The following is a 25253-nucleotide window of genomic DNA, read 5'->3' as shown; positions in this document are numbered from 1 at the left end:
AGGGAGAGGGGTTAAGGGGGAGCTCCACTAACACCTCTCCCACAAAGTGGGAGAGGAGGGGCCCGCCGCCGAAGGCGGTGGGAGGTGAGGGCTCTTGCCTCAGCCCCCAGCACCAGCCCCCGGGCCTTGCCCGAACGGCCCCCCGGCGCTAGGTGCGGGCGAACTTGATCCGCAAGGCCCGCCCCATGACCGACGCCCCCATCTCCGGCCCAGTTTCTGGCCAATTGTCCGGCAAGCAGCTCGCCCGCAAGCCGCGCGGCTTCCCAGACCAGCGCGAAGCGCTGATCCAGGCCCGCGCCCGGCTCGTGGAAACCGTCACCGGCGTTTACCGCCAATGGGGCTTCGAGGCGCTGGAAACCGGCGCTTTCGAATATGCCGACGCGCTCGGCAAGTTCCTGCCCGATGATGACCGCCCGAATGCCGGCGTCTTTTCGCTCCAGGATGATGATGAGCAGTGGATTGCCCTGCGCTATGACCTGACCGCCCCACTCGCGCGTTTTGTGGCCGAGCAAGGCCAGATGCTCGGGCGCCCCTTCCGCCGCTATGCCGCCGGCCCGGTCTGGCGCAATGAGAAACCCGGCCCCGGCCGCTTCCGCGAATTCTGGCAGTGCGACGCTGACACCGTTGGCGCCCCCGGCTTCCATGCCGATGCCGAGATGATCGCGATGGGCGCCGAAGCCCTGCGCGCGGTCGGCATGGCGGACGGCGAATTCGTCATCCGCGTTAACACGCGCAGGCTCCTGAATGGCGTCCTCGACGGCGTCGGCGCAGCCTCGCCCGAAACCCGCCTTGCGATCCTGCGCGCGCTCGACAAGCTCGACCGGCTTGGCGCCTCCGGCGTCGCAGACCTGCTGGGGCAGGGGCGCAAGGATGACAGCGGCGACTTCACCAGGGGCGCCGGCCTCGGCCCGGAGGAAGTCCGCCGCGTCCTCGCCTTCGCAGAGGCGGGCGCCGACACCCGCGCCGCCACCCTCGCGAACCTCGCGCGCGCCACCGGCAGCACCGAGGAAGGCAAGGCCGGTCTCGCCGAACTCGAAGCCATCGCGCTTGCCCTGGAAGCCCTCGGCGCGCCGGAGCAGGACGTGAAGATCGACCCGTCCGTGGTCAGAGGACTTGAATATTACACCGGCCCCGTCTTCGAGGCAGAGTTGCTGCGCGAAGTGACCGGCGAGGATGGCCGCACTTATCGCATCGGGTCCATCGGCGGCGGCGGGCGCTATGACGATCTCGTCGCCCGCTTCACCGGAGAGACCGTGCCCGCGACCGGTTTCTCCATCGGCATCTCCCGTCTTGCCGCTGCCCTCGCCATCCTGGGAGAGACGGGCACGCTGGATGGCCCGGTCGTCGTGCTTAATCTGGACAAGGACAATCCGGCGGTCGCCCTCGGCCTCGCTGCAGAACTGCGCCGGGCCGGCATCCGCGCCGAAGCCTATATGGGCGCCTCCGGGATGCGCCCGCAGATGAAATATGCCGACCGCCGATCCTCGCCCGCCGTCGTCATGGCCGGCAGCGACGAGATCGAGAAAGGCACCGTCACGATCAAGGATCTCGAAATCGGCGCCCAAAAGGCCAAGGCGATCTCCTCCAATGAGGAATACCGCGAAGCCCGCCCCGGCCAGATCGAAGTGCCGCGCGCCGGAATGGTCGAGGCCGTCCGCCGCATCGTCGAGGCGCACAGATGACACAGGACGCCCTGGTGGCCGTCGCGCGCGCCGTGTTCGAGGCGTCCGGCGGCACGCCCATTGATCCCGGCTATGTGCTGCCCGCCGACCTGCCGCTGGAGCTTTCCGGCGAGGCGGTGCGCGCCCGGCTCTGTGTCTTCGCAGACCATCGCGGCGCCGAAATGGTGATGCGGCCCGATTTGACACTCCCTGTCGCGCAGCATGAAGCGGCCCGGCTGGAGTCTGGCGAAAACGGCCCGCGCACCTACACCTATGCGGCGCCCGCCTTCCGGCTTCCGGCCTCGCCCGATGACCCGCTCGAATTCCCCCAGGTCGGCCTCGAACGCTTCGGGCACGAGACCGGCCCAATGGCGGATGCAGACCTCTTTGCCCTCGTCCTGCGGGCCGCCGAAGCCTGCGGCGTTCGTCCGTCCACGATCATTACCGGCGACCTTGCCATTGTGCCTGCCTTCATCGAGGCGCTGGACCTTCCGGCAGTCACCGCAGACCTCCTGAAACGCGCCTTCCGTCAGGAAGGCGGCATGCGTGCTGTGCTCGACGCCGCCGCCCGCCCGCTCGAATCCGAAGCCTCCGCCGCCCTCGACGCCGCCGATCCCGAGGCCGCGCTTGCGGCCCTTCTCGCCGCCCGCGCCATTCCCCTTGCGGGTACGCGCAGCCTTGCGGAGATCGCCGCGGGCCTGCGCGCCCGGCGCGCCGCCATCGAGGCCGGCGGGCTCACCCCTGCCGCCCGCGCCGCGCTGCTTGCCCTGCGCGAAGTGGACTGCGCCCTGAAGGACGCCCCCGCCACCCTCGCCGCGCTCGCCGAAACTCACGGCCTGACCGCGGCCGCGCCTGCGCTCGAGCGCTTTGCGGCGCGCACCGCCGCAATCTTCGACCTCGCGCCCCAGGCCGAGCGCCGCGCCGTCTTCCGCGCCGGCTTCGGCCGCCGCTTCACCTATTATGACGGCTTCGTCTTCGAAGTCCTCGCAGACGGCCTCGGCCCCGACCAGCATGTCGCTGCCGGCGGGCGCTATGACGGCCTTATCGCCAGCCTGTCGGGCGGGCGCGCCTCTGCCACCGGGATCGGCGGCGTCGTGCGCCCCGACCGGATCATCCGTGTCCGCAGGAGCGCTGCATGAGCCGGCTCACCCTCGCCATCCCCTCCAAGGGCCGCCTGAAGGAGCAGACCGAAGACTGGCTCGCCAGCCTCGGCCACCCCCTGCGCCAGATCGGCGGCGAGCGCGGCTACACCGCCGAGATTGCGGGTCTCGATGCCGAAGTGCGCCTGCTCTCCGCGCGCGAGATTGCCCAGGGCCTCATTGATGGCAGCCTCGATTATGGCGTCACCGGCGAAGACCTTCTCAATGACCTTGCCCCCGATGGCCCGTCCGACTTTGAAGTGCTGCAACGCCTCGGCTTCGGCGGCGCCGATGTCGTCGTCGCCGTGCCGCAGGCCTGGCTGGACGTGGACACGATGGCCGATCTCGAAGCCGCCGGCGCCGCCTTCCGCAAGGCCCACCACCGCCGCCTGCGGGTCGCCACCAAATATCTCCGCCTCACCCGGCGCTTCTTCGCGCAGAAGTCTGTCGGCGAATACCGCCTCGTCGAAAGCGCTGGCGCAACCGAGGCTGCCCCGGCCACCGGAACGGCCGATGTCATCGTCGACATCACCACAACCGGGGCCACGCTGAAGGCCAACGGCCTGAAGATTCTTGCCGATGGAATCATCCTCAAGAGCGAAGCTGCCTTCACCCGTTCGCGTCATGCGTGTGCGGAACGTGATGCGAGCGCTAACATCGCGCATCTGTTGTCAAGGCTGCAGTCCGGGACAACTTGACCCATTGCCGGCACCCCAAATTTTTTTCCGACACATTCTTGACACAACCCTGAAATCGTTGCCGTATGGGTAGGCAAGTTTCTGGGAGGAAACGCTGCAACGGTGGAGAGGCGCAGGACCCGGGAGGGATCTGCGCCTCTTTTTCATTCCGGGCTGGTCAAGGCACAGTCAGGGCGCGCTGAGGGCCGTATTTTCCGGGGAGCGTAAAGCCGGGATCCGCATGCTGCGATGCTTCAGGGGAGTCGAGGGGCGTAGAACACCGCGCCGCAAATCCCGGCTTCACGAGTAACAATAAGCACTTATCGATAAACGTCAACCGATTTTATCGTTTTTCGATTAAATTGCCGTAATCCGGCCTGATCCGGCCCTCTGCCCGCCCCCCGCGCCCCTGCCGCTGTTGACTTCGCGCCCCGCCCGCCGCATCCGTGGCCCGAACAAGCCCCGAAAGCCCAATGCCAGCCCCCTGAAAGAATGCCGCCATGTCCGACGATCTCCACACACCGGATCCCCGCCAGCACATCCTGCCGGTTTACCGTCCGCCTGAGGAAGTCTTTGTCGAGGGGCAGGGGGTTTATCTCTATACCGATGATGGCCGCCGCTATCTCGATTTCATCGCCGGCATCGCCGTTACCGCGCTTGGCCACGCCCATCCCGCCCTCGTCGATGCCCTGCGCGACCAGGCCGGCAAGCTATGGCACACCTCGAACATGTTCCGCGTCGAGGGCCAGGAACAGCTCGCCGACAAGATCTGCCGCGACACCTTCGCCGACCGCGTCTTCTTCACCAATTCGGGCACCGAAGCCGTTGAATGCGCCATCAAGACCGCGCGCAAATATCACTGGGCCAAAGGCAATCCCGAGCGCACCGGCATCATCACCTTCACCGGCGCGTTCCATGGCCGCTCGATGGCGGCCATCAATGCCGGCGGCAATCCGAAATACCTCGAAGGCTTCGGCCCGCCGCTGCCGGGCTTCGTCCATCTCGAATGGGGCGATCATGATGCGCTCAAAGCCGCCGCCGCAGACCCCACCGCCGCCGCCATCTTTGTCGAGCCGGTGCAGGGCGAAGGCGGCGTACGCGCCATGCCGGAACACTGCCTGAAAGGCCTGCGCGAGCTCTGCGATGCTCACGGCCTCCTCCTGATCTTCGATGAGGTCCAGTGCGGCATCGGCCGCACCGGCAAGCTCTGGGCCTATCAGTGGGCGGACGGCGTCGAGCCCGACATCCTCTGCGCCGCCAAAGGCATCGGCGGCGGCTTCCCCTTCGGCGCCTGCCTGATGACCGAGGCCTGCGCCGGCCCGATGCAGCCCGGCAGCCACGGCTCCACCTATGGCGGCAACCCGCTGGCCATGGCCGTCGGCAATGCCGTCTGGGACATCATCTCGGACGAAGCCTTTCTCGCCGAAGTCCGCCGCGTCGCTGGCACGCTGGCGCAGGGTCTGAAAAGCCTCGCCGACACCCATTCCGACAAGGTCGAAGGCGTCACCGGCAAGGGCCTGCTCACCGGCCTGAAACTCAAGGCAGACCCGAAAAACCTGCAGGGCCTCTGCCGCGAGGAAGGCCTCCTCACAGGCGTCGCCGGCAACAACGTCCTGCGCCTCGCCCCGCCGCTGATCATCACCGAAGCCGATGTCCGCGAAGCTGTCGGCACGCTGGATAACGCCCTCGCCATGTGGCAGCCGGGCTGAGCTTCAACCGGCGCCATCTCCGGCGGTATCGGTAACCCCGCCCACATCCAGGATCGGCGAGGCGTCGATATCGCTGGCGCCCAGCAGCGCCACGAGGCGCACGAGCGCGGCATTGATATAGGCCTGCTCCCAGCCGGGCAGCTGCGCGAAGCGGCGGCCGAAATCGATCTGCAACAGGTCCGGCGCCCCGGCCAGCACGTGCCGCCCCTCCGGGGTGATCTGCACGCGCACGGTCCGCCGGTCCTCATCGCCGCGCGTGCGCACCACCAGCCCGCGCTCCTGCAGCCGGTCCAGCAGAATCGAAATTGTCGCCTGTTTCAGCCCGGCGGAGCGCGCCAGTTCGCCCGGCTGGATGCTGCCGCGCACCGCAAGTTCGTTCAGCACCAGCGTCTGTGATGGCGTCAGGCCGGTCGCCCGCGCCAGCGTGCGGCCCTGGGCTTCGACAGCTTTCAGGATGCGGCGCAGCGAAATCAGCGCCTCATCGGCGCCGCCAGGCGCAGGCTCGGAATCGGGGGAGGGCAGCTTGGGCATGGCCAGACTGTAGGGGATATGCTTTTCCAGATAAATAATTATAGTATCAAAATATCTTTCGGCTTCAGTGGTCTAGGGTAATGCCGGGAAGGTTATGATCCTGTGGAAAATAGGCCGGGTGGTTGACTTTCAGGAGGCGACATTATTTAGACCGCCTAAATAAAAAAGGGAGCCGTCATGACCTATGAGGCCGCCGAAAGCACAGGAACAGATCCCGTCCCGGACCGAAGTTATCCGGCGCGGACAGCTGACGTCCGTATTTCCCCGCCCGTGGCCGAGGATGCTGCGGAGATCCACGATCTCATCGCGGCCTGCCCGCCGCTCGATGGCAATTCGCTCTACGCAAACCTCATCCAGTGCACCCATTTCGCCGAGAGCTGCGCCGTGGCGCGCTCCGGCGGCAGGGTGATCGGCTGGATTTCCGGCCACCGCCCGCCTGCAGAGACCGGCACCTATTTCCTCTGGCAGGTCGCCGTGCATCCCGATGCCCGCGGCACCGGGCTCGCCCGGCAGATGCTGGCGCAGATCCTCGCCCGCCCCGCCCAGTCCGGCGCCACCTGCCTGCAAACCTCCATCACATGCACGAACGCAGCCTCCTGGGCGCTGTTCCGCAGCATTTCGGGATGGCTGAAGGCGCCCATGCGGGACGAGCCATGGTTCCACCGCGAACGCCACTTCCATGGCCGCCACGATACCGAATTCCTCGTCACCATCGGGCCGTTCGCCCCGCTGGCCAGCAGCGCCTGACACCGCTTCACCGACACCGGAACAACCGGCTTCCAGACAAAAAAGGGGGCACCATGCCTTACGAAAACGAATCCGCACCGGCAGACATCTTTGAGCGCCGCGAGTCTGCCGTGCGCAGCTATTGCCGCGCCTTCCCGGACATGTTCCGCTCCGCGCGCGGCGCCGAAATGACCGCCGAGACCGGGCAGCGCTATATCGACTTCCTGTCCGGCTGCTCGACGCTGAACTATGGCCACAACCATCCCGAGCTGAAAAAGGCGCTGGTGGACTACATCTCCGCCGACGGTGTCGCCCACGGCCTCGACATGCACACAGAGGCCAAGGCCCGCTTCCTCGAAGCGCTGGAGCGTCACATCCTCAGTCCCCGGAAGATGGACTATTGCGCGATGTTCCCCGGGCCGACCGGCGCGAACGCCGTCGAAGCCGCCATCAAGATCGCCCGGAAAGTCACGGGACGGACGAATATCATCGCCTTCACAAACGGCTTCCATGGCATGACGCTGGGCGCGCTCTCGCTCACCGGCAATTCCGGCAAGCGGGAAGGGGCGGGCGTTCCGCTTACCGGCGTCTCCCACGAACCCTATGATGGCTATTTCGGCCCCGGCACGGACACTGCCGACCAGCTCGACCAGCGCCTTTCGGATCCGTCCTCGGGCATCGACGCGCCCGCCGCCATCATCGTCGAAACCGTGCAGGGCGAGGGCGGCCTCAACGTCGCCTCCGACGCCTGGCTGCAGCGCATCGAGCGCATCGCCCGCAAGCATGGCGCCCTCTTGATCATCGACGACATCCAGGCCGGCATCGGCCGCACCGGCGGCTTCTTCAGCTTCGAGCGCGCCGGCATCCGGCCCGACATCGTCACCCTCGCCAAATCGCTCTCCGGCTTCGGCCTGCCGATGGCGCTCACGCTGATCCGCCCGAAATATGACCGCTGGAAGCCCGGCGAACACAACGGCACTTTCCGTGGTAACAACCACGCCTTCGTGACCGCCGCCCGCGCCCTCGAACTCTTCTGGGCCGATGACCGGTTCGAGCTGGAAACCGCGCGCAAGGCTGCCCGCCTGCGCAGCGGCCTCGAGCGCATCGCCGCGTCCAGCCATCTGGTCCATCAGGTGAAGGGCAGGGGGATGATGTCGGGCATCGAGATGGCCAGCGGACACATTGCCGCCGAGATCTGCCGCGCCTGTTTTGACCGGGGACTGATCATCGAAACCAGCGGCAGCCATGACGAGGTCGTCAAGGTCCTCGCGCCGCTGACCATTCCGGATGCCACCCTCGATGCCGGCCTCGCCATCTTGGAGGACGCCGTGCGCGCCGCCACCACGCGCCGCAAGAAGTCCGCAGCCTGAAGGAAACAGAAACATGATCGTCAGAAATCTTGCTGAGGAAAGCCTCACCCCGCGCCGCGTCGACAGCGAGGGCTGGACCTCCGTCCGCCTGATTCTGGAAGAAGATGGCATGGGCTTCTCCTTCCACATCACCACCATCCATCCGGGGGCTGAGCTTCGGATGCATTACAAGAACCACCTTGAAAGCGTGTTCTGTATGCAGGGCTCCGGCTCCATCGAGGACCTGGCCACCGGCGAGCGCCATGCCATCCGCCCCGGTGTCATGTATGCCCTCGACGCGCACGACCAGCATATTCTGCGCGCGGACGCCTCCGGCCCGATGGTCATGGCCTGCGTCTTCAACCCGCCCGTCACCGGCCGCGAGATCCACGGGCCGGACGGGGCCTACCCGGCCGCAACCGAACCGGCGGAATCGGCATGATGATGGCCGCAGCAGAAGACACCGGCGTGAAGGATCTCTATCCCTCGCGCCGCCGCCCCGCGCCCGAATGGCTGGAGCGCCGCGACCCCGTCCTGCGCGGCCTTCCCGGCGCCAGCCCGCCCATCGACCCGGCCCTGATTGAAGGCTATGCGCGCGATGGCTTCGCTGTTCTCGAAGGCGTGTTCTCGCCGCTGGAGATCCGAGACTGGCTGAACGCCGCCAAAGCGCTCCGTACACAGAGTGGTCTCATCCCGGAATCCCGCGTCAGCGAGCCGGGCGCCGAGGGCGCAGAGGCCGTTCGCTCCGTCTTCGCCCCGCACCAGCAATCGAAGATCTTCGCGCGCCTCGCGGCAGATGCGCGGCTCGCTGGCCTCGCCCGCTACATCCTCGGCGGCGATGTCTACATCCACCAGTCGCGCATCAACTATAAACCCGCCTTTCGCGGCAGGGATTTCTACTGGCATTCGGACTTTGAAACCTGGCACACCGAGGATGGTATGCCCCGCATGCGCGCGGTCTCGATGTCCGTGATGCTCACGGACAATCACCCCCAGTCCGGGCCCACAATGTTCATCCCCGGGAGCCACGAAACCTTTGTCGCCTGTGTCGGCAAGACCCCGGACGATCATTACCGCCAGTCGCTGCGCAAGCAGGAAACAGGCACTCCGGATACGGACAGCCTGACGCGCCTCGTGCAGAAGGGCGGCATCGCCGCGCCCGCGCCGAAGGCCGGCTCGGTCGTGATCTTCGATTGCAACACAATGCACGGCTCCAGCAGCAACATCACGCCTTTCGAACGGATCAATGCATTCTTCGTGTTCAATGCCTGGGATAACCAGCTCGCAGACCCCTTCGGCGGCACGCGCCCGCGCCCTGAGTTCGTCGCGCGCCGCAATCCCGAAGGCCCGATCCGCCCGGTGCGCCTTCCCCCGCCATTCCCGCCCGGAGGGCGATGACATGTCTTGCACAGTCGAAAAAATCGGCGGTACCTCGATCGCCAACACAGGCGCCATCGTCAAGAATGTCCTGATCGGCGGCCGCCGGGGCGATGACCTCTACAACCGCATCTTCGTCGTCTCCGCCTATGCGGGCATGACCGACCTGCTTCTGGAGCACAAGAAATCCGGCGCACCGGGCGTCTTCAGCCTGTTCGCCGGGGCGGGAAACAAATGGGCGTGGACCGAAGCGCTCTCCGCCGTCTCCGCTGCGATGGAGAAGAAGAACGCCGAAATCTTCGCCGGCGAGCCTGAGCAGGACGAGGCCGACAGTTTCGCCCGGGAACGGATCGAAGATGTCCGCAACTGCCTGATCGACCTGCACCGCCTCTGCGCCTATGGCCAGTTCCGGCTCGATGAAAATCTCTCGACCGTGAAGGAAGTGCTCTGCGCCCTTGGCGAGGCGCATTCGGCCTTCAACACCGCGCTCCTCCTGCGCCAGCGGGGCGTGCGCGCTGTCTTTGTCGATCTCACCGGCTGGCGCGACGAGCTTGCCCCGCCGCTGGAGGCGCGCATGGAAGCTGCCCTGGCGAATATCGACCTGTCGCGGGAGCTGCCCATCGTCAGCGGCTATGCCAGCTGCCCTCAGGGCCTCGTCCGCCAGTTTGGCCGTGGGTATACGGAGGTTACCTTTGCCCGGCTGGCCGCGCTTGCGGGCGCGCGCGAGGCCATCATCCACAAGGAATTCCACCTCTCCAGCGCAGACCCGAAACTCGTCGGCAAGCACAAGGTCCGCAAGATCGGCGCCACGAATTATGATGTCGCCGACCAGCTCTCCAACATGGGCATGGAGGCCGTCCATCCGAAAGCCGCCAAGACCCTGCGCCAGGCCGGCATCCCCCTGCGCGTCAAGAATACATTTGATCCGCAGGATGAAGGTACGGTGATTTCGGCAGACTATATGCCAAAGGCCCCCCGCGCCGACATCATCACCGGAATGAAAGGCATCTACAGCCTCGAAGTCTTCGATCAGGACATGGTCGGGGAGAAGGGTTATGATGTCGCCATCCTCGATGCGCTGACGCGCCATTCCATCCGTATCGTGTCGAAATGTTCCAACGCCAACACGATCACGCATTTCGTCGAAGGCTCGCGCAAGGCCCTGAAACGCGCGGCCGCTGACATCGAACGCGCCCTGCCGGGGGCAACCGTCTCGGCCACGCGCGTTGCAATTGTCTCCGTCATCGGCGCAAACATCGACATCTCCGGCATCACGGCCGAAGCGCTCGGCGCGCTCCATTCCGCAGGCGTCAAGCTCTCCGGCCTCCAGCAGGTCTCCCGCAAGACCGACATCCAGGCCGTCATCGCGGAGGAAGACTTCGACACGGCCATCCGCACCCTTCATGCGGCGCTGGTGGAGGAGGGCGCCCGCCCGCGCATCCGGGAGCGGCGCGAGCAGGCGGCGGCATGATCCGTACACCCCGCAGGATGGGGCCCCGATGGCCGGTACCTGTGGGATTGTCAGCCTACCGCAACATCCTCGCGCTGGTCGCCGCGCTCACGCTGCTGCAGGGCGCTATGGCCGCGCTGGCGGTGGTCATGTCCTTCTCCCTGATCGCGGGCGGTGTCTCGCCCGCCGGCATCGGCCTTGTGGCGTCGGCCTATTCCGCCGGCTTCCTGGCGGGCACGCTGGTTGCGCCGTTCGAGATCGGCCGCATCGGCCATATCCGCGCCTTCACGCTGCTGGGCGGGCTGTGCGCGCTGGTCATGCTTCTGCTGCCGCTGGCGGGTCCGGCGCTCGCCGGCTGGGCGCTCCTGCTGGCGCTGGCGGGCCTCGGCGCGGCGGGGATGCTCACAGCGGGCGAGAGCTGGATCGCGAACGCCGCCCCGGCCCAGCGGCGCGGCGCCATTCTCGGCTTCTATCACATGGTCTCCAAATCCGGCGCCATCGCCGCGCCTTTCCTCGTGGCGGGCGCCATCGGCGGCCTCGGCGCCTTCATGATCGTGGCCGGCCTGTTCGTCATGGCGCTCCTGCCGGTCGCCGCAACGAACCGCACCCAGCCCGAACTCGTCGCCGCCCGGCCGCTCTGGCCGACGCGGCTGATCGCGCTGGCGCCGGCCTCCGCGCTCGCGGCGTTCTGTGCGGGCGCGGTGAACAATTCGGTGGCCCAGCTCTATCCCGTCTTTGCCGCCGGGGTCGCCGCCGAGTCCGTGGCGGCCTTTTCCGCGCAGCTCAATGGCGCGATCCTCGCCGGCGCCATGGTGGGCCTCTGGCCGGCGGGGCTCCTGTCCGACAGGTTTGACCGCCGCGTCGTCATCGCGGGCGCAGCTGCGCTGGGCGCAGCCTCCGCCGCCGGCATTGCGCTCGCCGCCGCTGCGGGCAATTCCGGCGCCATCCTCTGGTGTGCGGCCCTCTTCGGCGCGGGCTCGCTCAGCTATTACGGCGTCGCCGTCGCCAATGCGGTGGACCGTGCGCAGGCGGATGAAATCACCTCGATGATGGCCTGCGTGCTGGTGGTCTGGGGCATTGGCTCGGTGCTCGGGCCGCCGGTGGCCGGCCTCTTCATGCAGTTCGTGCCCGGCGGCTCCGGCCTGTTCGTCTTCGCCGGTATCGTGCTGGCAGGGCTCGCTGTCCTTTGCCTCTCGCGCGCCGCCGCCGCGCCGCCGGCTCCCGCCGAGGGCAGGGAGCCCTTTTCCGTATCGCCCGCCACCAGTCTCGCCATCGCCGAATTTGATCCGCGGGGAGATGACTTCCAGCCAGATCTGTTCTCCACTCCGCCGCAGGAGCCGACCCCATGATGACCGCCCTCAGCTTCGGCGTGATCCTCGCCCTCTTCGTCGCCATCGGGCTCGCCTCTGCGCGCAAGGCCACTGGCAGCCGCACCGACTACTACCTCGCCAGCCGCAGCGTCCGGCCCTCCCTCGTCGGTCTGTCGGCGGTCGCCACCAACAACTCCGGCTACATGTTCATCGGCGTCATCGGCTTCACCTATGAAACCGGCCTCGCCGCCATCTGGCTGATGATTGGCTGGATCCTCGGCGACTTTATCGGCTCCACCTTCATCCACCGCCGACTGCGCCGCGCGGCGGCGGCCACCGATGAAGCCTCCTTCGCCTCCGTGCTCGCCCGCTGGCATGGCGAGACGTTCCGCAAATGGCGCACCCTCGCGGCGATCATCATGGTCGTCTTCCTCGTCGCCTATGCCGGCGCGCAGGTCGCCGCCGGCGGCAAGGCGCTGCAGGGCGTGTTCGGCATTGATCCGCGCATCGGCGCCGTGGCGGTGGCCGCCATGGTGCTCGCCTACTCGCTCGCCGGCGGCATCCGCGCCTCGATTTGGACCGATGCGGCCCAGTCGATCACCATGATGGTTGCGATGACAGTCCTGTTCGTCGCCGGCATTGCCGGCCTAGGCGGCATCAGCGGCGTCATCGAAGGCTGGTGGGCCGTGCCGGGATACCTTGATCTGTTCCCGGAGGACCTGATCCTTCCGGGCCTTGCAGGCACGGGCTTCTTCATCCTCGGCTGGCTGTTTGCCGGCTTCTCCGTGGTCGGACAACCCCATGTCATGATCCGCTTCATGACGCTGGATGACGACCGCAACATGGTCCGCGCGCGGGCCTGGTATTACACCTATTTCTCGGGCTTCTACCTGCTCGCCACCGGTGTCGGGATGCTCTCGCGCCTCTACCTGCCGGACCTCTCAAGCCTTGACCCCGAACTCGCCCTGCCCGTCATGGCGATGGAGGTGCTCCCCCCGGTCCTGGTCGGCCTCATCCTCGCGGGCATCTTCGCAGCAACCATGTCCACTGCCGACTCGCTTGTCCTCGCCAGCTCTGCCGCCGTCACGCATGACCTCGCCCCAGAACGGCTGGAGACGCCTTTCATGCTGAAGCTCGCCACCGCCATCGCCATCGCGGTCGCGCTCGTCCTGGCGGTGTCGGAAAACCGCAGCGTGTTCAGCCTCGTCATCCTCGCGTGGTCGACGCTCGCCTCCGCCTTTGCGCCGCTCCTGGCGCTCTATGCCGTCCGCCGCCGTGTATCGGAGAACGCAGCCATCCTTATGCTGATTACCGGGGTCTCCGTCGCGCTCCTCTGGCGCTTCGGCCTTGGCTGGCATGACCGGCTGTATGAAGGCCTGCCGGGCATCGCGGTGCCGCTGCTGCTCGGCATTTTGCTGTCGCAGCCGGCAACCCGCAAGACCGAAGCCGAGGCGGCCTAGGCGCGCCGCCCAAGTCTGCGGCGGAACTCCTCGTATCCGAACTCGGACACCTGCTCCACGCGCCCGTCTTCCCAGCGGATGGCAAGGTTCGCCAGCGGCGTGCCGTTGAAGGTATTGGTCTTCACAAAGGCATAATGCATCTGGTCGGTGAAGATCACCCGGTCGCCCGGCTCCAGCGGCTTGTCGAAGGAATAGTCCCCGATCACATCGCCGGTCATGCAGGTCTTGCCGCCAAACCGGTACGTGTACGGATGCTCTCCGGCTGCGCCCGCGCCGATCACATCCGGCCGGTAAGGCACCTCCAGCACATCGGGCATATGCGTCGACGCCGACGCGTCCAGGATCGCGAGGTCCATCTCGTTCCAGTGCAGCGCCAGCACGGTCGAATGCAGCTCGCCGGTATTCACGACCAGCCCCGCGCCCGGCTCCAGGATCACTTCAACCCCGAACCGGCCCCCGAAAGCCTTCACCGCATGGATCAGCGCGTCCACATCATAGCCGGGCTTGTTCAGGAAATGCCCGCCGCCGAAGTTGATGGCCTTCACCTTGCGCACATAATCGCCAAACCGCCGCGCCACATGGCTGATCAGGCCGACAGAACCCTCCGCCATGCTCTCGCACAGCGCATGCACGTGAAATATGTCAACGCCGGACCAGTCCACCTCGTCCAGCTTTTCCGCGACTTCCCCGAACCGGCTCGTCGGCGCTGCAGGATTATAAAGGTCCCCGCCCAGCGTCGCATTCGACCAGCCGGGATTGACCCGCAGGCCTACCTTGCAGCCAGCCTCGCGCACAATATGCCCGAACCGTCCCAGCTGCTCGGCCGAATTGAAATAGATATGCTGCGCAATCTTCGTCAGACGGCGGACTTCCGTCTCGGTATAGGCGGGCGAATAGACATGCACCTCCTTGCCGAATTCCTCCGCACCCATGATCGCCTCATGCTCGCCGCTGGCGGTCGTGCCATCAAGATACTCCCGCATCAGCGGAAACACCGCCGGCATCGCAAACGCCTTGGTGGCCAGCAGCACCTTGCAGCCGGCCTCTTCCCGCACACGTTTCGCCGTCTCCAGATTCTTCCGGAGGCGGACGGTATCGAGCACGAAGCAGGGAGTTTGAATATCGGTCATTTAAGTGCCCTCACCTCCCACGCCCTTCGGGCGCGGGCCCCTCCTCTCCCGCAAGCGGGAGAGGGGTTATGTTGCGTTTGTGTCGGCGCGATGAAAACCCCTCTCCCTCCGGGAGAGGAGGGGCCCATCGCGCAGCGATGGGAGGTGAGGGCCTTCCTCACGTCTCCACCGCAAACAGCGCGGCCTGATCCTCCGGGCTCACATCGATGATCGTCGTCGGCAGGCCGCGTTTCGCTACATCCTCCAGGAAGGGCGCAGACGGGAACTCCTCGACATTGAACACGCCCGGCCCCTTCCAGATGCCCCGGAAGAACATCGCCGCGCCCGACACCGGCGGCACGCCCGTGGTGTAGCTCACAGCCTGCGCGCCCACTTCGCGGTTCGTCTCCGCATGGTCGCAGACATTGTACAGCATCTTCGCGATCTCTTTCCCATCCTTCCGGCCCCGGATGATCACGCCGATGCTCGTCTTGCCCGAATAGCCTTCGGCAAGCGAGCACGGCGCCGGCAGAAGATCACGCAGGAATTCCATCGGCACGATGTCCATGCCCTTGTGTTTGATCGGCTCGAGCGAGATGAGCCCGATGGATTTGAACACTTCAAGGTGCTTGATGTAAGCGTCGCCAAAGGTCATCCAGAAGCGGATCTGCTTCAGGCCCTTGATATTCTTCACAAGGCTTTCTTCTTCCTCATGATAGATGAGGTAGGAGGCGCGCGGGCCGACTTCGGGATAATCCACCATCGTCTTGATACTGAGGGCCGGGATCTCGATCCACTCGCCATTCTTCCAGTATTTTCCGTCCTGCGTCACTTCGCGAAGGTTGATCTCCGGATTGAAGTTCGTCGCAAAGGTCTTGCCATGGTCGCCGGCATTGCAGTCCACGATGTCGATATAGTCGATCTCGTCGAACAGATGTTCCTGCGCATAGGCGCACCAGATGTTGGAGACGCCGGGGTCAAACCCGCAGCCGAGGATGGCCGTCAGCCCGGCTTCCCTGAAGCGGTCCTGATAGGCCCACTGCCAGCTGTATTCGAACTTTGCCACTTCGCGGGGCTCATAATTGGCCGTGTCCAGATAATTCGTGCCCGCCTCAAGGCAGGCATCCATGATCGGCAGGTCCTGATAGGGCAGGGCCATGTTGATCACGAGGTCGGGCTTCACGCGGCGAATCAGCGCCACGGTCGCGGCCACGTCATCGGCGTCCACCTGCGCAATCTCGATCGGCGTCACGCAATCCTTCGCCACCTTCTCGCAGCTCTCGATGCGGCGGGAGGCGAGGGTGATGTGTTTGAACGTCTCGCGGTCCATCGCGCATTTCTTGGCGACGACCGAGCCGGCCGCGCCGGCGCCGATGATGAGCACATTATCCATGCCAGTTTCCATCTCTGGGGGGCCTCCCGGGCAAAGGTTGAAGGATTGGGCCTCCCTCTAGGACAGATCGGCCGGGCGGGCTAGATAGGGGCCGCCATCCCCCGGCACAATGACACTCCTGTGACAGAGCCCCCGCCAAGAGCCTCCAATGATCGCCGCCACGCCCCCGCCGCCCTACTGGGCCGTCATCTTCACCGCCGTCTTCTCCGGCCGCGAGGCAGAGGAATATGCCGAAACCGCCGCCCGTATGGTCGCCCTGATGAAGGATGTGCCGGGCTATCTCGGCTATGAAACCGCGCAGAGCCCCGGCGGCGGAGAAATCACCGTCTGCTACTGGGAAAGCGAGGCCGGCATCCGCGCCTGGAAACAGAATGCAGAGCATCTCGCCGCCCAGAAGCGCGGCCGCGAGGCCTTCTACAGCGCCTACCATATCCGCATCGCGAAGGTGGAGCGCGCCTACGGCTTCTGAAGCGCCCGCGCCGGAAGCCCCCGTTTACCCTACTGGCATCCCCGGCGAAAACACGCTATGCCGCGCCCTTTCCTTCGCGGGGGCAGCCCATGACGATCCGCCATTTCATTGATCTCTGGCCCATGGAGCGGGCAGACCTGCGCGCCATCCTCGACGAGGCCCATCGCATGAAGCGCGCCCGCAATGGCTGGCCGAAGGGCCGTATCGATCCCGGCGCCCCGCTCGATGGCCACACGCTGGCGATGATCTTCGAGAAGTCCTCCACCCGCACGCGCTTCTCCTTTGATATGGCCATGCGCCAGCTCGGCGGTTCGTCCATCACTGCCACCTCGTCCGACATGCAGCTCGGCCGCGGCGAGAGCATCGAGGATACCGCCCGCGTCCTCTCCCGCTATGTCGATGCGGTGATGATCCGCGCCAACGACCATGCCGATATCGAGGCCTTCGCCGAATGGTCGTCCGTGCCCGTCATCAACGGCCTGTCAGACCGCTCCCATCCCTGCCAGATCATGGCAGATCTCATGACGCTGGAAGAGGCCGGCCTCACGCTGCAGGGCGCGCGCATCGCCTGGGTCGGCGATGGCAACAATGTCTGCGCCAGCTTGATCCACGCCGCCGCCAAGTTCGGCTTCTCCCTCGCCATCGGCACGCCCGGCCGCTATGCTCCGGATGAGGACGATCTGGAAATCGCCGCCGAGATGCAGGCCCGCATCGAACTCTTCGACAATGCCGAAGATGCCGTCGCCGGCGCCGATGTCGTCATCGCCGACACCTTCGTCTCGATGGGCGACACCGACGCCGATGTCCGCCTCGAAATCCTGGAGCCCTTTGCCGTCACCGAAGACCTGATGGCGCTCGCTGATCCCGGCGCGAAATTCCTCCACTGCCTGCCCGCCCACCGGGGCGAGGAAGTCGACGCCGAAGTCATCGACGGCCCGCAAAGCCTCGTCTTCGACGAAGCCGAAAACCGCCTCCACGCCCAGAAAGCCATCCTCCGCTGGTGTTTGCAGAAATAGGGCGGAGCACCACACCCCCGCTGTCATTCCGGCGAACACCGGAACCCAGCAGAATCAACCTGCTCCATAAATTCTGGTTCCCGACTTTCGCACGGATGACAAAGAACAGCGGCGCGACACCCCTCACCCCACCTCCCGCACATTCCCCCTCAGCCATTCCGCCAGCAGCGCAAACTCGAACCGGTCCGCCCGGTAGAGCCCGATGATGAACTCATACGCCGCGCCAGCCTCAGCCGTGATCACCAGCCCGTTGATCGCAAGGAATGTATACGTCGCGGCAAAGGCCGTGCGCTTTTTGCCATCGATGAAGGGATGGTTCTGCGACAGGCTCTCCCACAGCGCGGCAGCTTCCTCGACCAGCCCGGAATAATATCCCGTCTGCGGACGAAACAGCGCCGCCTCCAGGAGCCCGGCATCGCGCAGGCCATGCGCCCCGCCATAGCGCTCGATCTGGTCGGCATGGATCGCGAGCAGTTCGGTGAGCGTGAGGTAATCCCTCACTCGGCGAGCTTCCGGTAAAGCGGCGCATAGGCCTCATGGCTCGCCTGATAGGCCGCCATCACATGCCCGCGCGGGCGGCCTTCCCTGCGCTTGGCGATCAGGTCCGCCAGCGCCTCATCGACCAGCGCCTGGATCTGGCGGCCCTCGCTCTGCGCCAGCTCGCGCAGCGCGGAGAGGATTTCCGGGTCCACCTGGGTGGCAAATTTCTCGCGCGGCTTTGCGGGCATGGACGCACTCCCTCTCAGGCGCAGACCCTATCATGAAACGTCATGATCTATCAAGAAGCACCCCCATCACATCCCCGCGCGTCCCGCTTGGCAGACGCCCCGGCCCGCACTAGCGTGCCGCGATGCCAGACACGCTGCCGCCCTCGCCGAAATTCGCCCATCCCGACATCACCGCCAAGGGAGAGATCCGCGCCAGCGTCGGCTGGACGGGCCTCAAAACTCTCTGGCTGAACACCGGAACCCTCTGCAACATCGAGTGCCGCAACTGCTATATCGAGAGCAGCCCGAAGAATGACCGCCTCGCCTACCTCACGCTGGCCGATGTCACCCCCTTCCTGGACGAGATCGACAGCCCCGCCGAAATCGGCATCACCGGCGGCGAGCCCTTCATGTGCCCGGATATCCTGCCCATCCTTGAGGCCGCGCTCGCCCGGGGCCACAGCCTGCTGGTGCTGACCAATGCCATGCGCCCGATGATGCGCCCGCGCGTGCAGGAAGGCCTCCTCGCCCTCGCCGCGCAGTATCCCGGCGCCATGACGATCCGCGTCTCGCTCGATTCCCATCTCGCGGCACTCAACGATGCCGAGCGGGGGCAGGGCGCCTTCGCCGAAGCCTGCGCCGGCCTTGCCTGGGTCTCCGCCGCCGGTCTGCCGCTCGCGCTTGCGGGGCGCAAGGCGCTGCATGAGGACGAGACCTCTGCCCGCGAGGGCTACCGCGCGCTCATCGCCCGGCTCGGCCTCACCCTCGATGCGGACGACCCGAAACAGCTCGTCCTCTTCCCGGAGATGATCGCCCGCGATGACCCGCCGGAAATCACCACCGCCTGCTGGGGCATCCTCGGCAAATCGCCGGACTCCATCATGTGCGCCAGCCAGCGCATGGTCGTGCGCCGCAAGGGCGCGCCCGCGCCCCGCGTGCTCGCCTGCACGCTGCTGGTCGATGATCCGCAGTTCGACCTGGGTGCCACCCTCGCCGAGGCGACCGCCGCACCGGTCAAGCTCAACCACCCCTGGTGCGCCAGCTTCTGCGTCCTCGGCGGCGCCAGCTGCTCGGCCTGATTCCCCCGCCGGAAACCCCGGCCTGAAGCCCGCCCCTTGTTCTGCCCGCCCCGCGCTGCCACATGGGGGCGCCACAGCCAACCCCCGCGACAAGGCAGCCCGCCCATGACCGGCCCCGCCCAGACTTCCGGTGATTTCACCGCATCCTTCCAGATCGAAGGCCGCCCCGTGCGTGGCCGCGCCGTGCGTATGGCCGGCGCCAGCATCGCGCCGATCCTCGCCCGCCATGATTATCCGCCCCATCTCGCCCGCATCCTGGGGGAAGCCGTCACGCTGGCCGCCCTCGTCGGCGCCTCGCTGAAATTCGAAGGCCGCATCCTGGTGCAGGCCGAAGGCGACGGCCCCGTGCGCCTGCTTGTCGGCGAATATTCGACCGGCGGCGGCGTGCGCGGCTATGCCCGCTATGACGCGGACGCCTGGGCCAATCTCGACCGGCTCAACAAGGGCCGCCCGCCGCATATGCCCCAGCTGTTCGGCCCAGCCGGCCGCCTCGGCCTCATCCTGATCCAGGACAATCCGGCCCTCCAGCCCTATCAGGGCATCGTGCCGCTCTCCAAGGCGACCCTCAGCCAGTGCGCCGAGGATTACTATGCCATGTCGGAACAGGTGCCCTCACGCATCCGCCTTTCGGTCAGCCAGACCGAAGATGGCGGCTGGGTCGCGGGCGGCATGATGGTGCAGAAAATCGCCGGCGATGCCGCGCGCGGGGATACCACCGAAGCCTGGCACGAGGCCGAAGCCCTGTTCGGCACGCTGACGGAAACCGAGCTCACCGATCCGGACCTTCCGGTGGCGGAGCTCCTGTTCCGCCTGTTCCATGAACAGGGCGTGCGGATGGAGCCGGGCGAAGCGATCAGCGATCATTGTACGTGCAATGAGGACCGCCTGATCGCCACCCTGCGCGGAATGCCGGACGAAGCCCTGCGCGAGCTGGTCGAGCCCGATGGCACCTTGTCGATCGACTGCCAGTTCTGCGCCCGCCACTACACCATCCCCATCACCCGCGTCACCAGCCCCGCCAACTGACGCAGGTTGGCCGGGGGGTGCGCAGCGCCACCTCTCCGTCACGGCCGATGGCCAAAGGCCATCTGGCCGCCCATCTCCTGACCTTTCCGCCCAGCTGAAGCCGCGGGAGATGGGCACCCTGATGCGCTGGCGCGCATCGGGTGTGACGATCTTCTTGAGTTCCGGTCTCGAGGGCGCCTATCCCACACCCCGCCGGAAAAAACTCCAATACCCTCAGCCCCTTGAAACAAAATCACCCGAACTTATCCTCCCCCTCCGGCGGCGGGTGTATACTGCCGGGCATGACCCCGCTGCCTGCCTCTCTCCACGCTGACGACACCGCCGCGCGCCTGTTCGCCGCCGGGGCGCGGATGGTGCAGGTCATCCTGACCCTGATCACTTCTATCCTGCATGGTCCCAGAACGCCCGATGCCAATTTCCTCAGGAGACTGATGAAAAGCCAGCTGCGCCTCGCAGAGACCATCGCGCGGCGCATGGTCTGGATGCTGGCCGCCAGCCTGCCGCCCATTTTGCCTGCCGCGCCGCGCACGGCCGCATTTGCCGGCCCGTCACTTCCCCTGGGCCCCGGCGCCCCGCGCCGGCCGGCCTTCTGCCTGACGGAGGCTGTGAGCCGCCAGCCTCCCGCCAGACCACGCGCCGCACCCGCCCCGGAAAAACATCAGCCAGCGGATAAAAGCCGGATCGCAGCCCGTCTCCTCGCCCGCATTCAGGCGCGCAGCGCGGCCCTCGCCGATGTCCTCGCCGATCCCGAACGAGCCGCCCGGCGCCTCCTCCGCAGGCTGAGCAAAAAGCCCGCCCCGCTCGCCCCGGCCATCCTGCCGGACGAAGCCCCGCCGCCCGTCCGCGCCTGCCTCGCAGACCTCGACCGGGCCGCCCACACCGCCCGCCGCCACCTCAGCGACACGTCCTGAATCGCCCGCAAAATCAGGGAACAAACCGGCAGGGGAACGCCTTTGCCGGGCGCTGGCGCTGCCTGAAGAGTGCTTCCTGCGCGCAACAGAAGGCTCACCCTGAGCGAAGTCGAAGGGCGAGCCGGAGACGATTCCCGCCGCCCGCCCATCCTTCGACTTCGCTCAGGATGAGCTAGCGGTTCGCTCAGGATGAGCTGTTGCTTTGCCCGCGATGAACGCCGCGCCTTGCTGCTTTCGCCGAACCTATTCCGGCGTATCCATCGCCAGGATGATCTGCGCATAGCCGCGCGTCAGCCGGCCCATATTCTCCACCGACAGGCGCTCATTCGTGCCATGGAAGCCAGAGAGATCCTCCGGGGACAGAACAGCCGGCGCGAAGCGGTAGACATTGTTGGTGATCGCGCTGGCATAGCGCGCATCCGTCGCCCCCAGCACGAGGCCGGGCGCCACCGGCGCGCCATTTCCGGCCGCTTCGGCCACGCTCGCCAGCACCGCATAGGCGCGGTTGTCCGTCGGCGAGACCGGCGAGGCGCCCGCCCCGCGCAGGCCTTCCGTGCCGGTGTGCACCTCGATGCCCTCGATGCCAGCAGTCACAGCCTTCACATGCGCGATCACATCCTCGGGATTGTCATTCGGATGTATACGGAAGTTCACCAGCGCGCTCGCCCGCTGGGCCAGCACATTCTCCTTGGCCGATCCCGCCAGCATGGTTGGCGCGGTTGTTGTGCGGATCATCGCATTGCCGGCGGGAACCCCGCCCAGCTGCTCATCGATCATGCTCTCGAACAGCCACAGATTGGCAAACGCCATCCGCTGCAGGAAGGGCATGTCCTGCGCGGCGGAGCGGAAAAGGTCCGACACCGGAGGTTTGGTGAAATCCGCCTTCATCTGGTTGTCGTCCAGCGCGGCAATCGCCCGGGCAAGGCGCACGGCGGCAGAATTGCGCGGCGGGGTGGAGGAATGCCCGCCCTCGGCGGTGGCGACGATTTCCAGCGTCAGGTAGCCCTTTTCCGCGATGCCGATAAAGCCCATCGCCTTGCCGGTCAGCGGCGAAGGGTCGACGATCATGAAGCCTTCATCCAGCGCCATTTCCGGCTCGATGCCGCGCGCCTTCAGCAGCGCCACGCCCGCCTCCGCGCCGGATCCGGACACTTCCTCATCATGGCCGAACATGAAATGCAGTGTCCGCTGCGGGCGGAAGCCGCTCTGCGCCAGCGCCTCGGCTGCCTCCATCAGCGCCACCAGCGAGCCCTTGTCGTCAATCGCGCCGCGGCCATAGACATAGCCCTCCACGATCTCGCCGGAGAAGGGCGGGGCGGTCCAGTCATCCTCGGTGCCGATATTCACCGGCACGACATCCTGGTGCGCCATCAGGAGCAGGGGCTTCAGCGAAGCATCCGATCCCGCCCAGGTGTAGAGCAGCGTCAGCGTGCCGGGCACAAGCTCGCGCGTCATGGCGGCATGAGCCGCCGGATAGGCCTCCTCCAGCCAGGCGTGCAGGGCCAGCCATTCGCCCTCCTGTCCCGGGCGCGGATCGCCGGCGGTGAGCGTGATCGTGCGGAATTGCAGCGCCCGCGACAGGTTCTCCGCCGCCCGCTCGGCCGAAACCGCCGGGGGCTCGGGCAGCTCCACGCGCCCGCCGACCGAATCGGCGCCGTAATTCAGGGTTCTGAAGATCACAACCGCAAAGAGAATAGCGATGATCGAGCCGAGCCCGATCAGGATATGGCGGATCATTCTCAAGGTCCTCCCCGGTTATCCGGCCCCGGATTTTGACGCGAACTGTGCCAGCCGAAGGCGCGGCGTCAAGCAAGCTCAGCGCAAAAAATGACTTGGCCGTCACGCTTTGTCACGGCACTCTCGCGCGCATGTCAGAACCTGAATCCCGGCGGCTGTCCTTTCCGCGCGTGCTCGCCTTTGCCTCCCTCAGCGTCCCGATCGCAGGGGTCGGGCTGCCGCTTGGCGTCTATCTTGCGCCGCTTTATGCGCAGGATGTGGGCCTGGGCCTGGAGATGACCGGCCTCCTCTTCATGCTGCTCCGCTTCTGGGACATCGTGACCGATCCGGTGATGGGATACCTGGTGGACCGCTACCGCACACCGCTCGGCCGGGTGCGCCACTGGATCCTCCTGTGCGTGCCCGTGCTGGGGATCGCGACCTATTTTGTCTACAATCCCGCGCCGGGGGCCAGCCCCTGGTATTTCATCGGCTGGATGCTGGTCTTCTATGTCGGCTTCACCCTGCTGCAGACCTCGCGCGCCTCTTGGGTGCCGGCGATTGCGCGCGATTATGACGACCGCTCGCGGCTTTTCCTGTGGCCGGAGATTGTTTCCGTCTTCTCGATGCTGATGCTGCTGGCCGTGCCGCTGATCCTGGCCGGCACAGGGGTTGAGGCAGACCGGTTCGGGCAGGTCGCGGTGATGGGCTGGGTGCTGATCATCGCGCTGCCGGTCTCGGCGGCGCTCTCCTGTCTCTTCGTGCCGGACCCGCCGCTCAGGGGCGAATCAAAGCAGGTGGAAAAGTTCGAGCTGAAGCCCCTCTTCGCCGCCATCCGCCATCCGATGTTCAGCCGGGTCCTCGGCATCGAGCTGCTCGTCTCCACCGCCATCTCGGTCACGGCGGCGAATTACCTGTTCGTCGCCATCCATGCCTTCGGCGCCACTGGCGGGCAGGCGAGCCTTGCGCTCGTTGTCTTCTTCATCACCGCCATCCTAGCCCTGCCGGGCTGGTTGTGGCTGGCGAAGCGCACGGAAAAGCGCACCGCCTATTCGATTGCCGTGCTCGCCTCCGGCATCTGCTTCATCGCCTATATCCCGCTCGCCCCTTCCGGCAATTACACCATCTTCCTGATCGCCTCGATGATGGCCGGCATTCCCTTTTCTGCGCCGATCTTCCTCGCCCGGTCGATGACGGCGGATATTGTCGAGCGCGTCGCCGCAGAGACCGGCCAGAACCGGGCGGGCAATTTCTATGCGCTCCTGACCAGCTTCAACAAGGTCGGCTCCAGCCTCGCCTTCGGGGTGGGCTATCTGATCGTCGGGCAGGTTGCGGGATTCCGTCCGGGGGCGGAGAATTCGGACGCGGCGATCTTCGGCCTCGTCCTCGTCTTCGGCCTGCTGCCGGGCCTCCTTTATGTCGCCGCCGGCCTGCTCGCGCGCACCTATCCCCTGACCCGCGCCATGCAGGAAGAAACCGCCCGCAGCCTGGAACGCCGCATCGAAATCACCCCCGGCGGGGAAGGGGGCTAGACCCCACACACCCCCATCACACCCCCACCTGGGGTTTGCCGATGACGAGGACGTCGTGGTGGCCGGCCCAGCCGCGTTCGATGTAGTTGAAGATGCGCAGGTCCTTCATCTGCTCGATCAGGGCGAGGATGTGGGAGGCCTTGCTGAGCGAGATGCCATAATCCCCGGGCACGTTGCCGTCATGGGCGGGCTGGGAATAGTTCTGGTAGCCATAGCCGCCGCGCTCATAGCCCTTGACGATCTTGCGCCAGATCGGCGGCTCGATATAGCCGAAGGCTTCCCCGTTCAGGGCCGAGAACCGGCCATGGAAGGTGGCAACTATGATGCCGGCCTCGGTCAGGTGGCTGGCGAGCTGGCGGATCCAGCGCAGCGTCAGGTCCTGCGTTGTGTGAGTGAACAGCGAGCCGATCCAGATCACATCATACTTGCGCGGGAACGCCACGTCTTCGGGCCTTGCCTTGGACAGGATGGGCGTTGCGCCGAACTGGCTGGCGCAGAACTCGATGCCCGGCTTGTCGATATCGCAGGCGTCGAAGACGGCGCCGGGAAACAGTTTGACGAGATGGCGCAGCACCCGGCCATGGCCGCAGGGCATGTCGAGCACGGTGCGGACATCCGAAAGCCAGCTGGACATGCAGGCGAGGGTGACGGCCTTCGCGCCGCTCTCGCCGACGCCGGCATACCATTCATTGCCCATCGATTCTTCCGGCGACAGGGTCATGTCGATCTCGGCCTGGAGATAGGCTTCATAGAGATGGGCGAAGCGCACAAGCGCGTCGGTGCGGGCCGGTTTGGCGGTTGCGTCATAACTCAAGATGGAGGTTCCCTGCCACTCGCCTCGTCCGCCGAGCGGCCTTCTGGCCTGCGTTGCCTAGCAAACACTCCGGAGGGGGGAAACCCTGCTTG

24 protein-coding genes are annotated in these 25253 nt (G+C 66.2%); 17 read left to right on the top strand and 7 right to left on the bottom strand.

Features of this window, described 5'->3' with window-relative positions; genetic code table 11:
* Nucleotides 1-185 precede the first annotated feature (185 nt).
* The 4 genes from hisS to ACK4SV_RS03710 all read left to right on the top strand — a co-directional run bounded on the left by hisS (nt 186) and on the right by ACK4SV_RS03710 (nt 5186).
* On the top strand, nt 186-1682 hold the full coding sequence (gene hisS / locus ACK4SV_RS03725) for a histidine--tRNA ligase (RefSeq protein WP_409916454.1): 1497 nt from the start codon (nt 186-188) through the stop codon (nt 1680-1682).
* On the top strand, nt 1679-2800 hold the full coding sequence (locus ACK4SV_RS03720) for an ATP phosphoribosyltransferase regulatory subunit (protein ID WP_409916453.1): 1122 nt from the start codon (nt 1679-1681) through the stop codon (nt 2798-2800). Before hisS ends, ACK4SV_RS03720 begins: the two co-directional genes overlap by 4 nt.
* Nucleotides 2797-3498, top strand: a complete 702-nt coding sequence (gene hisG, locus ACK4SV_RS03715) for an ATP phosphoribosyltransferase (protein WP_409916452.1) — start codon at nt 2797-2799, stop codon at nt 3496-3498. The genes ACK4SV_RS03720 and hisG overlap by 4 nt, the downstream gene beginning before the upstream one ends.
* A 479-nt stretch (nt 3499-3977) precedes the next feature.
* Nucleotides 3978-5186, top strand: coding sequence for an aspartate aminotransferase family protein (locus tag ACK4SV_RS03710; RefSeq protein ID WP_409916451.1), 1209 nt, complete (start codon nt 3978-3980; stop codon nt 5184-5186).
* 3 nt (nt 5187-5189) lie between these two features.
* Here the strand turns inward: ACK4SV_RS03710 and ACK4SV_RS03705 are convergent, their stop codons facing one another.
* Nucleotides 5190-5717 carry a MarR family winged helix-turn-helix transcriptional regulator gene (locus ACK4SV_RS03705; protein ID WP_409916450.1) on the bottom strand — a complete coding sequence of 176 codons (528 nt, stop codon included), beginning with the start codon at nt 5715-5717 and terminating at the stop codon, nt 5190-5192.
* 177 nt (nt 5718-5894) lie between these two features.
* On the opposite strand from ACK4SV_RS03705, the gene ectA reads away from it, so the two are divergent.
* From ectA to ACK4SV_RS03670, 7 genes are read left to right on the top strand one after another with little or no spacing between them, the layout of a single operon-like run.
* Nucleotides 5895-6464 (top strand): diaminobutyrate acetyltransferase, encoded by a 570-nt coding sequence (ectA, locus tag ACK4SV_RS03700; RefSeq protein ID WP_409916449.1) that lies wholly within the window; start codon nt 5895-5897, stop codon nt 6462-6464.
* A gap of 53 nt (nt 6465-6517) precedes the next feature.
* Nucleotides 6518-7813 carry a diaminobutyrate--2-oxoglutarate transaminase gene (gene ectB, locus ACK4SV_RS03695; RefSeq protein ID WP_409916448.1) on the top strand — a complete coding sequence of 432 codons (1296 nt, stop codon included), beginning with the start codon at nt 6518-6520 and terminating at the stop codon, nt 7811-7813.
* Between the two features lie 13 nt (nt 7814-7826).
* Nucleotides 7827-8234 (top strand): ectoine synthase, encoded by a 408-nt coding sequence (locus ACK4SV_RS03690; protein ID WP_409916447.1) that lies wholly within the window; start codon nt 7827-7829, stop codon nt 8232-8234.
* 26 nt (nt 8235-8260) lie between these two features.
* Entirely contained in the window at nt 8261-9190 is a 930-nt protein-coding gene (gene thpD, locus ACK4SV_RS03685) for an ectoine hydroxylase (protein ID WP_409916457.1), read from the top strand.
* Between the two features lies 1 nt (nt 9191).
* Nucleotides 9192-10640, top strand: coding sequence for an aspartate kinase (locus ACK4SV_RS03680; protein WP_409916446.1), 1449 nt, complete (start codon nt 9192-9194; stop codon nt 10638-10640).
* Nucleotides 10637-11968, top strand: a complete 1332-nt coding sequence (locus ACK4SV_RS03675) for an MFS transporter (protein ID WP_409916445.1) — start codon at nt 10637-10639, stop codon at nt 11966-11968. The genes ACK4SV_RS03680 and ACK4SV_RS03675 overlap by 4 nt, the downstream gene beginning before the upstream one ends.
* Nucleotides 11965-13389, top strand: a complete 1425-nt coding sequence (locus ACK4SV_RS03670; RefSeq protein ID WP_409916444.1) for a sodium/proline symporter — start codon at nt 11965-11967, stop codon at nt 13387-13389. Before ACK4SV_RS03675 ends, ACK4SV_RS03670 begins: the two co-directional genes overlap by 4 nt.
* On the opposite strand, the gene nspC is transcribed toward ACK4SV_RS03670, so the two are convergent.
* Together nspC and ACK4SV_RS03660 are read right to left on the bottom strand one after the other, a co-directional pair.
* Nucleotides 13386-14519 (bottom strand): carboxynorspermidine decarboxylase, encoded by a 1134-nt coding sequence (gene nspC / locus ACK4SV_RS03665; protein WP_409916443.1) that lies wholly within the window; start codon nt 14517-14519, stop codon nt 13386-13388. The two genes, ACK4SV_RS03670 and nspC, sit on opposite strands and share 4 nt — an antisense overlap.
* Nucleotides 14520-14676: 157 nt before the next feature.
* Nucleotides 14677-15891, bottom strand: a complete 1215-nt coding sequence (locus ACK4SV_RS03660) for a saccharopine dehydrogenase family protein (protein WP_409916442.1) — start codon at nt 15889-15891, stop codon at nt 14677-14679.
* Nucleotides 15892-16039: 148 nt separating this feature from the next.
* Between ACK4SV_RS03660 and ACK4SV_RS03655 the strand changes: the two genes are divergently transcribed.
* Together ACK4SV_RS03655 and argF are read left to right on the top strand one after the other, a co-directional pair.
* Entirely contained in the window at nt 16040-16360 is a 321-nt protein-coding gene (locus ACK4SV_RS03655; RefSeq protein ID WP_409916441.1) for an antibiotic biosynthesis monooxygenase family protein, read from the top strand.
* An 89-nt stretch (nt 16361-16449) separates the two neighbouring features.
* Nucleotides 16450-17376, top strand: coding sequence for an ornithine carbamoyltransferase (argF, locus tag ACK4SV_RS03650; RefSeq protein WP_409916440.1), 927 nt, complete (start codon nt 16450-16452; stop codon nt 17374-17376).
* A 123-nt stretch (nt 17377-17499) separates the two neighbouring features.
* Here argF and ACK4SV_RS03645 read toward each other — a convergent pair whose 3' ends face one another.
* Together ACK4SV_RS03645 and ACK4SV_RS03640 are read right to left on the bottom strand one after the other, a co-directional pair.
* Complete coding sequence (locus ACK4SV_RS03645) at nt 17500-17877, bottom strand: type II toxin-antitoxin system death-on-curing family toxin (protein WP_409916439.1); 378 nt, start codon at nt 17875-17877, stop codon at nt 17500-17502.
* Nucleotides 17874-18104: a hypothetical protein gene (locus tag ACK4SV_RS03640; protein ID WP_409916438.1), complete on the bottom strand. Its 231-nt coding sequence runs from the start codon at nt 18102-18104 to the stop codon at nt 17874-17876. The genes ACK4SV_RS03645 and ACK4SV_RS03640 overlap by 4 nt, the downstream gene beginning before the upstream one ends.
* Before the next feature lie 122 nt (nt 18105-18226).
* Here ACK4SV_RS03640 and ACK4SV_RS03635 point away from each other — a divergent pair, with 122 nt between their 5' ends.
* The 3 genes from ACK4SV_RS03635 to ACK4SV_RS03625 all read left to right on the top strand — a co-directional run bounded on the left by ACK4SV_RS03635 (nt 18227) and on the right by ACK4SV_RS03625 (nt 21099).
* Nucleotides 18227-19162 (top strand): radical SAM protein, encoded by a 936-nt coding sequence (locus ACK4SV_RS03635; RefSeq protein ID WP_409916437.1) that lies wholly within the window; start codon nt 18227-18229, stop codon nt 19160-19162.
* A gap of 105 nt (nt 19163-19267) precedes the next feature.
* Complete coding sequence (locus ACK4SV_RS03630) at nt 19268-20188, top strand: Hsp33 family molecular chaperone HslO (protein WP_409916436.1); 921 nt, start codon at nt 19268-19270, stop codon at nt 20186-20188.
* A 281-nt stretch (nt 20189-20469) separates the two neighbouring features.
* Nucleotides 20470-21099 carry a hypothetical protein gene (locus ACK4SV_RS03625; protein WP_409916435.1) on the top strand — a complete coding sequence of 210 codons (630 nt, stop codon included), beginning with the start codon at nt 20470-20472 and terminating at the stop codon, nt 21097-21099.
* A gap of 243 nt (nt 21100-21342) precedes the next feature.
* Here the strand turns inward: ACK4SV_RS03625 and ACK4SV_RS03620 are convergent, their stop codons facing one another.
* A complete protein-coding gene (locus tag ACK4SV_RS03620) occupies nt 21343-22836 on the bottom strand; it encodes a M20 family peptidase (RefSeq protein WP_409916434.1) in 1494 nt (497 codons plus the stop codon).
* A gap of 131 nt (nt 22837-22967) precedes the next feature.
* Here ACK4SV_RS03620 and ACK4SV_RS03615 point away from each other — a divergent pair, with 131 nt between their 5' ends.
* Entirely contained in the window at nt 22968-24347 is a 1380-nt protein-coding gene (locus tag ACK4SV_RS03615; protein ID WP_409916433.1) for an MFS transporter, read from the top strand.
* A 16-nt stretch (nt 24348-24363) separates the two neighbouring features.
* Here ACK4SV_RS03615 and ACK4SV_RS03610 read toward each other — a convergent pair whose 3' ends face one another.
* On the bottom strand, nt 24364-25161 hold the full coding sequence (locus ACK4SV_RS03610; RefSeq protein WP_409916432.1) for a class I SAM-dependent methyltransferase: 798 nt from the start codon (nt 25159-25161) through the stop codon (nt 24364-24366).
* Nucleotides 25162-25253 lie beyond the last annotated feature (92 nt).

It is taken from the genome of Hyphomonas sp., assembly GCF_046313735.1.
Taxonomy (GTDB): Bacteria; Pseudomonadota; Alphaproteobacteria; order Caulobacterales; family Hyphomonadaceae; genus Hyphomonas.
The sequence above is the reverse complement of the archived record's forward strand: the minus strand, read 5'-3'. Positions and strand labels throughout refer to the sequence as shown.

What these genes read in the sequence shown, in the direction of transcription:
- ACK4SV_RS03630 (WP_409916436.1), top strand. Translation starts at nt 19,268, where the DNA reads ATGACCGGCCCCGCCCAGACTTCCGGTGATTTCACCGCATCCTTCCAG.
- ACK4SV_RS03640 (WP_409916438.1), bottom strand. Translation starts at nt 18,104, where the DNA reads ATGCCCGCAAAGCCGCGCGAGAAATTTGCCACCCAGGTGGACCCGGAA.
- ACK4SV_RS03680 (WP_409916446.1), top strand. Translation starts at nt 9,192, where the DNA reads ATGTCTTGCACAGTCGAAAAAATCGGCGGTACCTCGATCGCCAACACA.
- ACK4SV_RS03705 (WP_409916450.1), bottom strand. Translation starts at nt 5,717, where the DNA reads ATGCCCAAGCTGCCCTCCCCCGATTCCGAGCCTGCGCCTGGCGGCGCC.
- nspC (WP_409916443.1), bottom strand. Translation starts at nt 14,519, where the DNA reads ATGACCGATATTCAAACTCCCTGCTTCGTGCTCGATACCGTCCGCCTC.
- ACK4SV_RS03660 (WP_409916442.1), bottom strand. Translation starts at nt 15,891, where the DNA reads ATGGATAATGTGCTCATCATCGGCGCCGGCGCGGCCGGCTCGGTCGTC.
- ACK4SV_RS03710 (WP_409916451.1), top strand. Translation starts at nt 3,978, where the DNA reads ATGTCCGACGATCTCCACACACCGGATCCCCGCCAGCACATCCTGCCG.
- ectA (WP_409916449.1), top strand. Translation starts at nt 5,895, where the DNA reads ATGACCTATGAGGCCGCCGAAAGCACAGGAACAGATCCCGTCCCGGAC.
- ACK4SV_RS03615 (WP_409916433.1), top strand. Translation starts at nt 22,968, where the DNA reads ATGTCAGAACCTGAATCCCGGCGGCTGTCCTTTCCGCGCGTGCTCGCC.
- ACK4SV_RS03670 (WP_409916444.1), top strand. Translation starts at nt 11,965, where the DNA reads ATGATGACCGCCCTCAGCTTCGGCGTGATCCTCGCCCTCTTCGTCGCC.
- ectB (WP_409916448.1), top strand. Translation starts at nt 6,518, where the DNA reads ATGCCTTACGAAAACGAATCCGCACCGGCAGACATCTTTGAGCGCCGC.
- ACK4SV_RS03625 (WP_409916435.1), top strand. Translation starts at nt 20,470, where the DNA reads ATGACCCCGCTGCCTGCCTCTCTCCACGCTGACGACACCGCCGCGCGC.
- ACK4SV_RS03690 (WP_409916447.1), top strand. Translation starts at nt 7,827, where the DNA reads ATGATCGTCAGAAATCTTGCTGAGGAAAGCCTCACCCCGCGCCGCGTC.
- ACK4SV_RS03635 (WP_409916437.1), top strand. Translation starts at nt 18,227, where the DNA reads ATGCCAGACACGCTGCCGCCCTCGCCGAAATTCGCCCATCCCGACATC.
- hisS (WP_409916454.1), top strand. Translation starts at nt 186, where the DNA reads ATGACCGACGCCCCCATCTCCGGCCCAGTTTCTGGCCAATTGTCCGGC.
- ACK4SV_RS03675 (WP_409916445.1), top strand. Translation starts at nt 10,637, where the DNA reads ATGATCCGTACACCCCGCAGGATGGGGCCCCGATGGCCGGTACCTGTG.
- argF (WP_409916440.1), top strand. Translation starts at nt 16,450, where the DNA reads ATGACGATCCGCCATTTCATTGATCTCTGGCCCATGGAGCGGGCAGAC.
- hisG (WP_409916452.1), top strand. Translation starts at nt 2,797, where the DNA reads ATGAGCCGGCTCACCCTCGCCATCCCCTCCAAGGGCCGCCTGAAGGAG.
- ACK4SV_RS03620 (WP_409916434.1), bottom strand. Translation starts at nt 22,836, where the DNA reads ATGATCCGCCATATCCTGATCGGGCTCGGCTCGATCATCGCTATTCTC.
- ACK4SV_RS03655 (WP_409916441.1), top strand. Translation starts at nt 16,040, where the DNA reads ATGATCGCCGCCACGCCCCCGCCGCCCTACTGGGCCGTCATCTTCACC.
- ACK4SV_RS03720 (WP_409916453.1), top strand. Translation starts at nt 1,679, where the DNA reads ATGACACAGGACGCCCTGGTGGCCGTCGCGCGCGCCGTGTTCGAGGCG.